The organism is Mycobacterium sherrisii (assembly GCF_002102355.1).
Taxonomy (GTDB): Bacteria; Actinomycetota; Actinomycetes; order Mycobacteriales; family Mycobacteriaceae; genus Mycobacterium; species Mycobacterium sherrisii.
Genome location: NZ_LQPT01000128.1, coordinates 1 through 13,291, shown reverse-complemented (window position 1 = coordinate 13,291; position 13,291 = coordinate 1). Strand labels below are relative to the sequence as shown.

Annotated in this window: 10 protein-coding genes and 1 pseudogene; 2 read left to right on the top strand and 9 right to left on the bottom strand. The window is 69.0% G+C overall.

The window, feature by feature from the left end:
* Together AWC25_RS26285 and AWC25_RS26275 are read right to left on the bottom strand one after the other, a co-directional pair.
* The coding region (locus tag AWC25_RS26285) for a beta-ketoacyl synthase N-terminal-like domain-containing protein (RefSeq protein ID WP_085168225.1) at positions 1-920 on the bottom strand (920 nt) is incomplete at its 3' end.
* A gap of 215 nt (positions 921-1,135) precedes the next feature.
* Entirely contained in the window at positions 1,136-1,495 is a 360-nt protein-coding gene (locus AWC25_RS26275) for a hypothetical protein (protein WP_085168221.1), read from the bottom strand.
* A 172-nt stretch (positions 1,496-1,667) separates the two neighbouring features.
* On the opposite strand from AWC25_RS26275, the gene rbpA reads away from it, so the two are divergent.
* Positions 1,668-2,003, top strand: a complete 336-nt coding sequence (gene rbpA, locus AWC25_RS26270; protein WP_044506359.1) for an RNA polymerase-binding protein RbpA — start codon at positions 1,668-1,670, stop codon at positions 2,001-2,003.
* On the opposite strand, the pseudogene lnt reads toward rbpA, so the two are convergent.
* The 3 genes and pseudogenes from lnt to AWC25_RS26250 all read right to left on the bottom strand — a co-directional run bounded on the left by lnt (position 1,960) and on the right by AWC25_RS26250 (position 6,882).
* Positions 1,960-4,753, bottom strand: a pseudogene (gene lnt / locus AWC25_RS26260) (apolipoprotein N-acyltransferase). The gene rbpA and the pseudogene lnt overlap by 44 nt on opposite strands.
* Positions 4,746-6,278 (bottom strand): amidohydrolase, encoded by a 1,533-nt coding sequence (locus AWC25_RS26255; protein WP_069401859.1) that lies wholly within the window; start codon positions 6,276-6,278, stop codon positions 4,746-4,748. Before AWC25_RS26255 ends, lnt begins: the two are co-directional and overlap by 8 nt.
* An 82-nt stretch (positions 6,279-6,360) precedes the next feature.
* Entirely contained in the window at positions 6,361-6,882 is a 522-nt protein-coding gene (locus AWC25_RS26250; RefSeq protein ID WP_069401849.1) for an FxsA family protein, read from the bottom strand.
* Positions 6,883-6,955: 73 nt separating this feature from the next.
* Here AWC25_RS26250 and AWC25_RS26245 point away from each other — a divergent pair, with 73 nt between their 5' ends.
* Positions 6,956-7,648: a dienelactone hydrolase family protein gene (locus AWC25_RS26245; RefSeq protein ID WP_069401850.1), complete on the top strand. Its 693-nt coding sequence runs from the start codon at positions 6,956-6,958 to the stop codon at positions 7,646-7,648.
* 2 nt (positions 7,649-7,650) lie between these two features.
* On the opposite strand, the gene AWC25_RS26240 is transcribed toward AWC25_RS26245, so the two are convergent.
* From AWC25_RS26240 to AWC25_RS26225, 4 genes are read right to left on the bottom strand one after another with little or no spacing between them, the layout of a single operon-like run.
* Positions 7,651-8,508 carry a type 1 glutamine amidotransferase domain-containing protein gene (locus AWC25_RS26240; protein ID WP_069401851.1) on the bottom strand — a complete coding sequence of 286 codons (858 nt, stop codon included), beginning with the start codon at positions 8,506-8,508 and terminating at the stop codon, positions 7,651-7,653.
* Positions 8,509-8,515: 7 nt separating this feature from the next.
* A complete protein-coding gene (locus AWC25_RS26235) occupies positions 8,516-8,911 on the bottom strand; it encodes a PPOX class F420-dependent oxidoreductase (RefSeq protein ID WP_069401852.1) in 396 nt (131 codons plus the stop codon).
* An 18-nt stretch (positions 8,912-8,929) separates the two neighbouring features.
* Positions 8,930-12,502, bottom strand: a complete 3,573-nt coding sequence (gene cobN, locus AWC25_RS26230) for a cobaltochelatase subunit CobN (RefSeq protein ID WP_069401853.1) — start codon at positions 12,500-12,502, stop codon at positions 8,930-8,932.
* A 3-nt stretch (positions 12,503-12,505) separates the two neighbouring features.
* Entirely contained in the window at positions 12,506-13,171 is a 666-nt protein-coding gene (locus AWC25_RS26225) for an alpha/beta hydrolase (protein ID WP_069401854.1), read from the bottom strand.
* Positions 13,172-13,291 lie beyond the last annotated feature (120 nt).

The window sequence follows — 13,291 nt, the reverse complement described above, 5'->3', positions numbered from 1 at the left end:
GCCGTCAACCCATTCGACGCCCCATCCTGATTGACCGCCGAACCCCGCACCACCGCCAACACCGGATGCCCCAACCGACGCGCATCCGAAAGCCGCTCCACCACCAGCATCGCGCCGCCCTCGGACCAGCCGACTCCGTCGGCCGCGCCGGCGTAGGCCTTGCAGCGGCCGTCTGGGGCCAGCCCGCGGTGGCGGCTGAACTCGACGAAAACCGTTGGGGTGGCGTTGACGGTCGCCCCGCCGGCCAGGGCCAGATCGCACTCACCGGACCGCAACGACTGCACCGCCATGTGCAGCGCGACCAACGACGACGAACACGCCGTATCCACCGACACCGCCGGGCCCTCGAGCCCCAACACATACGACACCCGCCCCGAGGCCACGCTGGAGGTCATGCCGGTCAGGCGGTAACCCTCGATTTCCTCCGCGAGCATGCCGTAGCCACCGACGATGAGGCCGGCGAACACCCCGGTCGCGCTGCCCCGCAGGCCGCTGGGGTCGATCGCGGCCCGCTCCAACGCTTCCCAGGACAGTTCCAGCAACATCCGGTGCTGGGGATCCATCGCCAGCGCCTCGCTGGCCGCGATGCCGAAGAACGCCGGATCGAAATCCGCGACACCGTCCACGAACCCGCCGGTGCGGGCGTACGTCTTGTGGCGCGCATCGGGGTCCGGATCGAACAGCCCGGCCAGGTCCCAGCCGCGGTCGGTCGGGAACTCCGAGATCACGTCGCGCCCGTCGGCCACCATCTCCCACAGTCGCTCGGGCGTATCCACCCCACCGGGGAAGCGGCAGGACATTCCGACGATCGCGATCGGCTCGCTCGAGCGCTCCAGCAACGCACGGTTGGTGCGCTTCAGGCGTTCAACCTGGACCAGCGCCTTGCGTAGCGCCTCGGTCGCGTGCTGGAGTTGATCCACCTCAGTACTCCTCGCCTAACATGGCCGGTTCGGCGGCCGGTTTCGACCGCCGGATGCGGCTACTCGCCGAGTCACCCGGCACGATTTCAAAACGCCAGCTGCTCCCGGTTGCTGCAGGAGGACCGGCCTCGGCGTGGGGCACGCCGCCCCCGCGGTCGGCACGCCATCTATGGCGCGACTGTACCCGGCTCATCATCGGTGATGATCTGGCGTGATCAGACGCCCACCCGGCGCCAGCCGTCGGCGGCTTGGGCCGCGCGCAGCAACACCTCGCAGAGCTCGCGAAGTTCGGCGGCGCCGGCGTCTTCCCGCAGTGCCGTGGCGACATCCTCGGCCGCGCATCGAACCTGGTAGATGCGGTCGGAAAGGTCGGCGGCGTCGTCGGCCGACAACACCACGGCATCCGGCGGTAGTGCCAGCGCGGCCCCGCTCTCGCCTCGGGTGATGGCGGCGCGTTGCTCGTACGCTCGCTGCCGGCAGGACTGTCGGCAGTACTGCCGGCGCCGGCCCAGCCCGACCTCGGTGACGTCTCGACCGCACCAGCGGCATGGTTGCGGATGGGAACGGCGACTCACGCTTGCCGACTTTAGTCCGCCGCTCTCCGCGATCCCGGTATCATGGGAGGTCGAGTCGCGTGTGCCACGTGTCGGCTCGGGAACTACGCAAAGCGTTTCAACGTTTGCCAAGCGAACCGTTAACGCGTCACGGGAGCTTAAAGCTCAGAGGATTCACAAAGGAGTAGCAGCCATGGCTGATCGTGTACTGAGGGGTAGCCGCCTCGGAGCCGTGAGCTACGAGACCGACCGCAACCATGATTTGGCTCCCCGCCAGCTGGCGAAGTACCGCACCGAGAACGGCGAGGAATTCGAGGTTCCGTTCGCCGACGATGCCGAGATCCCCGGCACCTGGCTGTGCCGCAACGGCATGGAAGGCACCCTGGTCGAGGGTGATCTGCCCGAGCCGAAGAAGGTCAAGCCGCCGCGCACGCACTGGGACATGCTGCTCGAGCGCCGCAGCGTCGAAGAGCTCGAAGAGCTGCTCAAGGAGCGTCTCGAACTGATTCGGTCGAAGCGGCGCGGCTGAGCGGGATCGTCAGATCCGGTCGGCGGCCCGCGTCCGGGCGCCGTCCCGGCGGCGTTCGATTCCCCACCTCGCGACCTTGACCAGCGCTTCCCGGATGTTGGATCCGCTCATCTTGGATACGCCGAGTTCCCGCTCGGTGAAGGTGATCGGCACCTCGACCACGATGAACCCGTTGTCGAGCGTGCGACGGGTCAGGTCGATCTGGAAGCAGTAGCCCTTGGAATCGACGCCGTCGAGGTCGATGGCCTCCAGCACTTCGCGGCGGTACGCGCGATAACCGGCGGTGATGTCGTGAATGTCGATGTCGAGCGCCAGGCGTGCGTAGGTGTTCGCCGTCCAGGACAGCGCCCAGCGCCGCTTGGGCCAGTTGCGAACCGCTCCCCCGTCGACATAGCGCGAACCGATGGCCAGGTCGGCCCCGGCGTCGACGGCGTCCAGCAGCCGGTGTAGCTGTTCGGGTGCGTGGCTGCCGTCGGCGTCCATCTCGACCAGGACCGCGTAGTCACGGCTCAGCCCCCAGGCGAAGCCGGCGAGGTAGGCGGCGCCCAGACCGTCCTTGGCGGTGCGGTGCATGACGTGCGTGCGACCGCCGTCGGCCGCGGCCAATTCGTCCGCGAGCTCGCCGGTTCCGTCGGGGCTGCCGTCATCCACGATCAAGATGTGCACCTTCGGGCAGGCGTCGGTCACCCGCCGATGGATCAGCGGCAAGTTCTCCCGCTCGTTGAACGTCGGGATGATAACCAATACGCGCTGGCTGGGACGACTGCCCGAGGTGGGGGTCGCCGGCTCGCCGGTGGTCATTTAGCTCCTCTGTGTCGCCCGAGATGACGCGGTCGTCGGCCGCCGGTTCCGGTTGGGGGTTCGGGCCGGGGTTCGTCCGGGGCCGCGGCAGCATCCGCGGGTTCGGCCGAAGGCCGGGACCTGAGCCGAACCGGACGCGGGAAGCTCCTCGGGAAGCTCCTCGGGAAGCTCCTATTGTGCCGTATTCCGACCAGGATGACCGCTCCGGCCGTCGCGACCAGAATCCACTGCACCAGCGGGGCCCAGCGCGTTGCGGGGGTCAGCTGCGTCTTCAGCCGGACCTGGATGTCGAGGTAGGCCGGCTGGAAGAAGTCGGTGCGGACCAGTTCGGCGCCGTCGGGCGCGATCACCGCGCTGATCCCGGTGGTCCCGGCGACTACGACGTATCGGTCGTGCTCGACGGCGCGGACCTTGGCGAAGGCCAGCTGTTGTTCGCTCATCCGCTTGTTGAACGTGGCGTTGTTGGCGGGTACCGCGAGCAGCTGGGCGCCGTTGCGGACGGCCTTGCGCGGCTGCCGGTCGAAGATCACTTCCCAGCAGGTGGACACGCCGACCGGCACGCCGCCGATCTGCACCACATCGTCGCTGTTGCCGGGCACGAAATTGCCGGCCCGATCGGCGTAGCCGGACAAATGCTTGAACAGCCAGCGCATCGGCAGGTACTCCCCGAAGGGCTGCACGATTTCTTTGTCGTGCCGGTCCGCCGCCCCGGTGCCGGGATTCCAGACGATGGCGGTGTTGGTGTATTGCTCCGGCTGGTTTTCCCGGCCGGGCACCGCCAGCACCGCGCCGATCAGAATCGGCGCGTTGATCGCGTGGGCGGCGGCGGCGATCCGCTCGGCGGCGTCGGCGTTGACGAAGGGGTCGATGTCGGAGGAGTCCTCCGGCCAGATCACGAATTGCGGCTGCGGAGCGACACCGGCGCGCACGTCCTCGGCCAGCCGTAACGTCTCTTCGACGTGGTAGTCCAGCACCGCTCGGCGTTGCGCGTTGAAGTCGAGACCGAGCCGGGGCACGTTGCCCTGAACGGCGGCGACGGTGACCGGCGGCTCGCCTCCCGATCCGGCACCGGAGTGGCGGACCTGCGGCCAGATGATCAGCGAGGCGAACAGCACCAGGCAGATGCAGACGCCGGGGAGCACGACCGCGGGCGGTGGCGGGGCCTCCGATTCGGCGGCCTGGGCACCCTGGGCCGCGGCACCCTTGCGTGCCCCGGCTCCGGTGCGCCACCACTTGACGATTTCCAGCGCGATGGCGGTCGCGCTGAAGCTGACCAGCATCACCGACATCGACAGCAGCGCCACCCCACCGAGCTGAACCAACGGCAGCAGCGGTCCGTCGGTCTGGCCGAAGGCCACGCCGCCCCACGGGAACCCGCCGAACGGGATGATCGACTTCAGCCACTCCTGGGCCGTCCAGAGCACTGCAAACCAGATCGGCCAGCCGGGCAGTCGCCGGACCACGACCGCGAACAGGCCGAAGATGCCGGGAAACAGCGCGCACATGGTCGCCAGCGCCAGCCACGGCACGGCGCCCACCAGCAGACTGATCCACGGCAGCAGCGGCGCGTAGAACGCCAGCCCGAACAGGAATCCGTAGCCGAAGCCGCCGACCGGGGTGGTGGCGGGGTGCTGCAGCACCCACGCCAGCAGCGCGGCCGCCACGACGGCGGCCCACCACCAGTTCACCGATGGGAAGCTGGTGGCCATCAGGATGCCGGCCGCGATGCTGACGGTCAGCCGGGACAGCCGGGGCCGCAGCGCGGCTTTAATGCCGGGCGCCCGGGCGATCGCCGCGGAGCGCAGCCGCGTCAACGCGCCGGGCTTGGGCTCCTGGGCCGGCTCCTCGGCCTCGGGCTCGTCGGCCTCGACCTCCTCAGCCTCGGGCTCGTCGGCCTCGACCTCCTCAGCCTTGGGCTCGTCGAGCGGCTCGGGCTCGTCGCTAGCCATGCAGGACAACACCCCGATGGACGGTCCGCCGGCAGCGTGGCAGCTCGTCGGCCGGACCCAGCCGGGGCAACGCGGGAACGCGGGACCGCGGGTCGGTGGACCAGCGCTGGACGTGGTCATTCGAGGCGTGCACGTCGAGGTCGTCGGCGTCCCACACGGCGTAGGAGGCGGGCGCGCCGGCGACCAGCGTGCCGATATCGCCGTCACGGACGCCGCATGCCCGCCAGCCGCCGCGCGTCGCCGCGGCGAAGGCCGCCCGTGCGGACACACCGCTGCCCGGAGTGCGATGGTTGACCGCGGCGCGCACACCGGCCCACGGGTCGAACCCCGTCACCGGTGCGTCGGAACCTAGCGCGAGGGGCACGCCTTGGGATGCTAACAGCGCTAGCGGGTTGAGTTGACTGCCTCGGTGGGGGCCGAGGCGCTCGGCGTACATGCCGTCGGTGCCGCCCCACAACGCATCGAAACTGGGCTGCACGCTGGCGATCACACCCCACGCGCCCAGCTTGGCCGCCTGATCGGTGGTGACCATTTCGACATGCTCCAGCCGGTGTCCGCAGCGGGCTACCGCGGCCACTCCGAGGTCGGCGACGACGCGTTCCAGCGCATCGACCGCCGCCGAGACCGCCGCATCGCCGATGACGTGGAAGCCGGCCGTCACCTGCGCCTGGGTGCAGGCGCGCAGATGCGCTTCGATCATGTCGGCGTCCAGATACGCCGTGCCGCGGCAGTCCGGCGCGTCGGCGTAGGCCTCGTGCAGCCAGGCGGTATGGGATCCGAGAGCACCGTCGACGAAGAGGTCGCCGGCGAGCCCGCGCGCACCCGTTTCGGCCATCAGCGTCCGGGCGCTGTCGGCGCTGGTCACCGCCTCACCCCAGTAGCCGATCACCTCGACGCCCGGCTCGAGGGCACGGAGTTGCTGCCAGTCGTCGAGGCCACCGATCTCGGGGCCCGCGCATTCGTGCACCGCGACAATGCCGCAGGCGGCCACGGCCCGCAGCGCGGCCGATCGTGCTTCGGCCAGCTGGCCGCGGGTCAGCAGGTCGCGGGCGACCGCCCGAACCCGGTGGTGTGCGTCGCCGGTCAGGGGCCGCTGGGCGGTGAAACCCGGCGCCCCGGGCAGCTCGGGCACTTGGTTGCGCAATCCCGTCGAGGCCAGCGCGGAATGGACGTCGACGCGCGCCAGATAAGCGGGCCGCTCGCCCAGCACCTCGTCGAGATCGGCGGTCGACGGCGGGATGTGGTCGGGCCAGGACGATTCGTCCCAGCCGTGCCCCCACACCGGCTGGCCCGGGTGGGCAGCAGCGTAATCGGCGATCAGCTGCAGGCAGTGCGCCCGAGAGGTTGCCCGCCGCAGATCCAATCCACTGAGGGTGAGACCGGTCGCCGTCAGGTGAATGTGGCTGTCCACGAAGGCCGGAGCCACAAGTCCACCGTGCAGGTCCACCACCTCGGCGTCCGGAAACTGGCTACGACCGACCTCGTCGCTGCCCAGCCAGGCGATGACCTCACCTCGCACCGCCATGGCGGTCGCGTCGGGATGGCTGGGGCTGTGCACCCGTCCGTTGAGCAGCAGCGTGGTGGGTGTGGGGATCACCCCGCAAAACCTACGCGGAGTACCGGGGCCCGCCCCAGTGGTCGTCGGTGGACAGCGCGGGTGGCTGGACGTCGTGGACGTCGATGACTTCACCGTCGATGAAATCGCGACCATCGCGGGGACGACGCAGGTCGGCTACGTCGACCGGGTAGCCGACCAGCGTCGGGGCGTGGCGCTGCAGGCCGCGCAACGCGAATCCGGTCACCGCGGGGCCGACGGCGGCACGCACCGGGGGCAACAGCAACAGCACTCCCAACACCGTGCTGACCAGCCCGGGCACCAAGACCAGGGCCGTCGCGACGGTCGTCGTTGCCCCATCGCCCAGCGTCGACCGGGGTGGTTTCGCCCCGGAGCGCACCTGGCCGAGGTGACCAAGCAGCTGCGAGCCCGCGATCGGGGCCAGCAAACCCCAACCCAGGATGAACGTGGCCAGCAGGCTCAGCAGGGTCCAGCCCCATCCGATCGTCGACACCAGGGTGAAAATCGCCGCCAGTTCGACGACGGCGTAGACGAGTAACATCCGGCGCACCATGTCAGGCCAACGTTTGCGGATCGCGCCGAAGTTCCCCTAGTGGCGGGCGGCGCGGCTGCAGTTAGATAACGACATGACCACGATTGAGATCGACACCCCGAACGGCCCGATCGATGCGCTGTTGAACGTCCCGCCCGGGCTGGGGCCGTGGCCCGGTGTGGTCGTGGTGCATGACGCGTTCGGCTATGGCCGGGACAAGCAGTCGATCAACGACCGCATCGCCCAGGCCGGCTATGTGGCGATCACGCCGAACATGTATGCCCGTGGCGGCCGCATCCGCTGCATCACCCGGGTGATGCGCGAACTGATGACGCAGCGCGGCCGGGCGCTGGACGACATCCTCGCCGCCCGCGATCATTTGCGGTCCTTGCCCGACTGCACCGGACAGGTGGGGATCGCCGGCTTCTGCATGGGCGGGCAGTTTGCACTGCTGCTGTCTCCCAAGGGTTTTGGTGCTTCTGCCCCGTTCTACGGCGCACCGTTGCCGCGGCACCTGAACGACGTGCTGGAGGGAGCGTGCCCTATCGTGGCGAGCTTCGGCGAACGCGACCCGCTGGGCAAGGGTGCGCCCGAAAAGTTGCGGAAAGTCGTTGCAGCCAAAGGGATTACCAACGACATCCAGGTCTACTCCGGTGTGGGGCACAGCTTTGCCAACACGCTGCCCGCCCAGCCGCTGCTTCGTGTCACGGGTTTTGGCTACGACCAGACGGCGACCGAGGACGCGTGGAGTCGAGTCTTCGCGTTCTTCGGCGAGCACCTGCGGTAGTCCTACGTCGCGAGCTTGCGCGAAAGAATGCCCGCGAAGGTGTGGGTATCGCCCGGCCAGCGCGCCGAAAGGTAATTGCCGTCGTCGACAATGAATGCCGGCCGCGCGTCGGTCGCGGTGTCGCGCGCCAGACCGGAGGACTTGAGCCACGCGTGCGGCGTGCCGCGCTCGACGTCGCAAAAATCGGCCGGATCTTTCAGCGCCCGAGTGACTTCCGACTGCACCGACATGTAGCCGCTGGGCTGGCCTGGCTCTTCGGTGTAGGTGCGGTAGTAGTCGGGATCCCAGAATCGGGTGATGCGGGTGAGCCGCCACGCCAGTCGCTCCATCGCCCAGGTGAGCGCGGTCGTCTTGCGCCCGTACAGGACCGAGCGCCCCGTGTAGGGATCGATGCTGCGGGCGGCGAGCAGCACGCCGTGACAGATCGCGGCGACGATCATGCCGCGGGCGAACGCGTCGACCACCAATCGCTGCAGGATGTCGCTGTCGATGTAGCTGCGCATGCCACGGGCGCGGTGACCGCCCGGCAACAGCAGTGCATCGGCACCGTCCAGGGTGGCCTCATGCCAGCTGACCGGGTGACGGAATTCGTCGCAACGCACCATCGCCGCGTAGGCGTCGCGGGCATTGCCGTTGGCGCGCAAAGCAAGTCCGACTAGCGGCACGAAGCTCAACACCGGTAGCGCAGACCAGATGTCTAGCCCTCGACCGGTCACCATGATGTCGTCGGCGACACCGGCTGTCCCGTTCTGGGTCGCGAAGCGCACGTCGTGGCCGTCGCGGGTCAAGACCAACCAGCTGACCGCAACTTCGGTGGGATCGAAGTCGCGGTCTGGGATCGGGATCAGCACGGTGGCCATCGCGACGCTAGCCGGGTGCCAGCCGGAGTTGCAGGCCGATATTGTTTTCCATGCCGCCGCGCCGCTTGCTGAAGAAATTGAAGATCGCGCCGAGGATGCCGTAGCGCTTGCCGATCGCGTCGTACACCCTGCCTGTCTCCGACTTGTCCAGGATGGCGGCGACACCCTCGACGGCCTCGCTGGTCGGGCGGCCGCGCATGGTGCAGGTCGCCATCGTCACCCGCGGGGTGTTGCGGATTCGCTTGACCTTCCAGGAGTTTTCCTGCGTGATCACCAAGAGCCGATCGCCGTCCCGGTCGTCGGGCGCGGTCCAGATTGGAGTCGGCTTGGGCCGGCCGTCCTTGGTGAAGGTGGTCAGCAGCAGGTATTGCGATTTGGCGAGGTCAGCAAAGGTCGGCGTCACGATGCCAACCTACGCCGGTCACCCCTCTAAATCACCTTCGACTTCCAGCAGTGCCTGGCGTAGCCCGTCCAACGTGTCGGGCCGCGGCGAGGCCCACATGCCGCGACCGGCGGCCTCCAGCAACCGTTCGGCCATGCCGTGCAGGGCCCACGGGTTGGACTCCGTCATGAACTTGCGGTTCTCCGGGTCGAGCACGTAGCGCTCGGTGAGTTGTTCATACATCCAGTCCGCCATCACCCCGGCGGTGGCGTCGTAGCCGAACAGGTAGTCGACGGTCGCGGCCATCTCGAACGCGCCCTTGTAACCGTGCCGGCGCATCGCGGCCATCCAGCGCGGATTGACCACCCGCGCACGGAACACCCTCGTGGTCTCCTCCGAGAGCGTGCGGGTGCGGATCGCGTCGGGCCGGGTGTTGTCGCCGATGTAGGCCGCCGGCGCCTGACCGGTGAGTGCTCGCACGGTGGCCACCATGCCGCCGTGGTATTGGAAGTAGTCGTCGGAGTCGGCAATGTCGTGCTCGCGGGTGTCGGTGTTCTTGGCGGCCACCGCGATTCGGCGGTATTGCCGGTTCATGTCGTCGACCGCCGCGCGGCCGTCCAGGTCACGGCCGTAGGCGAATCCGCCCCAGGCCGTGTACACCTGGGCGAGATCGGCGTCGTCACGCCAGTTGCGGCTGTCGATCAGCTGCAGCAGCCCTGCGCCGTAGGTGCCGGGCTTGGACCCGAAAATCCTTGTGGTGGCGCGGCGTTCGTCGCCGTGCTGCGCCAGATCGGCCTGGGCGTGGGCGCGCACATAGTTGGCGTCGGCGGGCTCGTCGAGCTCGGCGACCAGCCGCACCGCGTCGTCGAGCATGGTCACCACATGCGGGAAGGCGTCCCGGAAGAACCCGGAGATGCGGACCGTCACGTCGATGCGTGGGCGGGCCAGCTCGGTCAGCGGAATCGGTGTCAGGCCGACGACGCGACGGGACGCGTCGTCCCACACGGGCCGAACACCCAGTAGCGCAAGGACTTCGGCGATATCATCGCCGGCGGTGCGCATCGCCGACGTGCCCCACACCGACAGGCCGACCGATTGCGGCCACTCCCCGTGGTCGGCGCGATACCGGGCCAACAACGAATCGGCCAGTGCCACACCGGCGTCCCAGGCCAGCCGGGACGGGATTGCCTTGGGGTCGACGGAATAGAAATTGCGCCCGGTGGGCAGCACGTTGACCAGACCGCGCAGCGGAGACCCCGACGGGCCGGCCGGGATGAACCGGCCGTCCAGCGCCCGCAGCACCTGGTCGATCTCCGCGGCGGTACCGGCCAACCGGGGCACCACTTCGGTGGCGGCGAATCGGAGCACGGCGGCGACGTCGGGGTCATCGGTGATGGTGTCGGCCGCTCGCGGATCCCAGCCGGCGGCTTGCAGCGCGGCAACCAATTCCCGGGCGGCGACTTCGGTCTGGTCGACCACGGTCCGTTCGTCGCTGCCGTCCTCGGCCAGGCCCAGCGCCTGGCGCAGGCCGGGCAGGACGTGCTCGCCGCCGAACAGTTGGCGGGCCCGCAGGATCGCCAGCACCAGGTCGAGTTCTGCTTCCCCCATGGGCTTTTGGCCCAGGATGTGCAGACCGTCGCGGATCTGGACATCCTTGATCTCGCACAGCCAGCCGTCGACGTGCAGCAGCATGTCGTCGAACGAGTCCTCTGCGGGTCGCTCGGTCAGGCCCAGATCGTGATCCATCTTGGCCGCCCGGATCAGCGTCCAGATCTGCTGGCGGATGGCCGGCAGCTTGCCCGGGTCCAGTGCGGCGACGTTGGCGTGCTCGTCGAGCAGCTGCTCCAACCGCGCGATGTCGCCGTAGCTTTCGGCGCGCGCCATCGGCGGAATGAGGTGGTCGACGAGCACCGCGTGCGCGCGCCGTTTGGCTTGCGTGCCCTCGCCGGGATCGTTGACCAAAAACGGATAGATCATCGGCAAATCGCCCAGCGCGGCGTCGGGCGCACACGCCGCCGACATGCCCAGCGTCTTGCCGGGCAGCCACTCCAGGTTGCCGTGCTTGCCCAGATGCACCACGGCATGCGCTTGGAATCCTGCCTCGATCCAGCGGTAAGCGGCCAGGTAGTGGTGGCTGGGCGGCAGGTCCGGGTCGTGGTAGATCGCGACAGGGTTCTCCCCGAAGCCGCGCGGCGGCTGCACCATCAGCACGAGGTTGCCGGCTCGCATTGCGGCGATGACGATTTCCCCGTCGGGATCGCGGCTGCGGTCGACGAACAGCTCGCCGGGCGGCGGCCCCCAATGTCGTTGCACAGCATCGCGGAATTCCTCGGGCAAAGTGGCGAACCAGGCCCGATAGTCCTTGGCGGACACGCGAATCGGATTGCCGGCCAGCTGCCCCTCGGTGAGCCAATCGGGATCCTGACCTCCGCGTTCGATCAGCGCGTGGATCAATGCGTCGCCGTCGTTGGCCGCCACGCCGGGCAGATCGCCCACCCGGTAGCCGTGTTCGTGCATCGCCCGCAGCAGCGCCACCGCGCTGGCCGGGGTGTCCAATCCAACCGCGTTGCCGATGCGGGCGTGCTTGGTCGGATACGCCGAGAACACCAGCGCCACCCGCTTGTCGGCCGGGGCGACGTGTCGCAGCCGTGCATGCCGGATGGCCAGGCCCGCGACCCGGGCGCAGCGCTCGGCGTCGGCGACATACGAAATCAGCCCGTCGTCGTCGATCTCCTTGAATGAGAAGGGGACCGTGATGATGCGGCCGTCGAATTCGGGCACCGCCACCTGGCTGGCCACGTCCAACGGCGACAAGCCGTCGTCGTTGTCGCACCATTGGCCCCGGGAGCCGGTCAAGCAAAGCCCTTGCAGAATCGGAATATCAAGGGCGGCAAGGTGTTCGACGTTCCAACTGTCGTCGTCGCCGCCGGCGGACGCGGTCGCGGGCTGGAGTCCCCCGGCGGCCAGCACGGTGACGACCATCGCGTCGGCGGCGCTGAGTCGTTGCAGCAGTTCGGGTTCCGCGGTGCGCAGCGACGCACAGAAGACCGGCAGTGCGGTTGCGCCGGCGGCCTCGATCGCCGAGCACAACGATTCGATGTAGGCAGTGTTGCCCGCTAGCTGCTGCGCGCGGTAATACAGCACCGCGATCGTCGGGCCGTCGTTGGGCGCCGGCGTCCGGTCCAGCTCGCCCCAGGTCGGGGTCGGCACGGGCGCGGTGAAACCGACACCGGTCATCAGCACGGTGTCGGACAGGAACGCGTGCAGCTGACGTAGGTTGTCCACACCGCCATGGGCGAGGTAGATGTGCGCCTGCACCGCGATGCCGGCCGCCAGGGTGGACATGCCGGTCAACTCGGCGTCGGCGGCTTGTTCGCCGCTGACGAGCACGGTCGGGATGCCGCTGGCGAGGACGGCATCGATGCCGCTTTGCCAGGCGCGGTAACCCCCCAGGATCCGCACCACCACAATCGACGCGCCGGCCAGCAGGTCGGGCAGTTCGCCGTCCGCCAGCCGAGACGGGTTGGCCCACCGATAGTTCTTGCCGCTGGAACGGGCGCTGATCAGGTCGGTGTCGGACGTCGACAGCAGCACGATCCTCGGCTCAGCCACCCCTCATTCGTACCGTAGCTGCGCCATGATGCGACCGGCGACCTCGACAGCCCCCCGCTGCGCCGCCGCGCTGGCGCCGGCCAGGTAGCGATCCGCGGCGGCGTCGTAATCCGCCCCGGCGATCGACCCGTGGTCGGCCTCCAGTTCCGCCAGCTCGACCACCCACCCGGCTTGCTCGAGTCGGGCGGCGAAGTCCCGGCTGGCCGCCACCGGAACCACATCGTCCGCCCGGCCGTGCAGCAAGGTGAACGGCGGCCCAGCGTGTCCCGGAACCAGGCCGTCGCCCGGGACGGCGCCGGTGATCGGGTCGGGCGCGATGAAAGCGCCTGCCAGACAGACGGTATGGATCACCGGGGCCACGCCCGCCAGCGTGAGACCCGCTGCGGCGAGACCTCCCATCGACCAGCCGACAAGCGCGAAACCGACGTCGTCGGTGCGCTGCCGGACGAACTCGACCGACTGCAACAGTGCCGCGCGCCCGCCGTCGTCGGCATGGGAATCCCAATCGGGCACCACGACGCCGGCGCCGTGCTCGGCGAGCAGGCCGGCCAGCGGCCGCAGCACGGTGCGGGCATTGGCCTGCATGCCGTGCCATACCAGGATGGTCAGCTGGGTCGAATCGCCGTATATGTCGGCCAACCGTCCCGGGGCGTACTCCGTCGTCTGCATCGCCCAAGTGTGCCCGTCGTGCGCTCGACGCAATCGCCGGACATGTGTCGGCTTGTTGCCTCACGTCAAGATGCGCGCGAAGGGTGGTTTGTTGCCTCACGTGCGCGTGCGCGCTTGGTG

Excerpts from the sequence above, each read along its gene's own strand:
- rbpA (WP_044506359.1), top strand. The coding sequence starts at position 1,668 with ATGGCTGATCGTGTACTGAGGGGTAGCCGCCTCGGAGCCGTGAGCTAC.
- AWC25_RS26255 (WP_069401859.1), bottom strand. The coding sequence starts at position 6,278 with ATGGCGGTGCGAGGTGAGGTCATCGCCTGGCTGGGCAGCGACGAGGTC.
- AWC25_RS26250 (WP_069401849.1), bottom strand. The coding sequence starts at position 6,882 with ATGGTGCGCCGGATGTTACTCGTCTACGCCGTCGTCGAACTGGCGGCG.
- AWC25_RS26245 (WP_069401850.1), top strand. The coding sequence starts at position 6,956 with ATGACCACGATTGAGATCGACACCCCGAACGGCCCGATCGATGCGCTG.
- AWC25_RS26240 (WP_069401851.1), bottom strand. The coding sequence starts at position 8,508 with ATGGCCACCGTGCTGATCCCGATCCCAGACCGCGACTTCGATCCCACC.
- AWC25_RS26225 (WP_069401854.1), bottom strand. The coding sequence starts at position 13,171 with ATGCAGACGACGGAGTACGCCCCGGGACGGTTGGCCGACATATACGGC.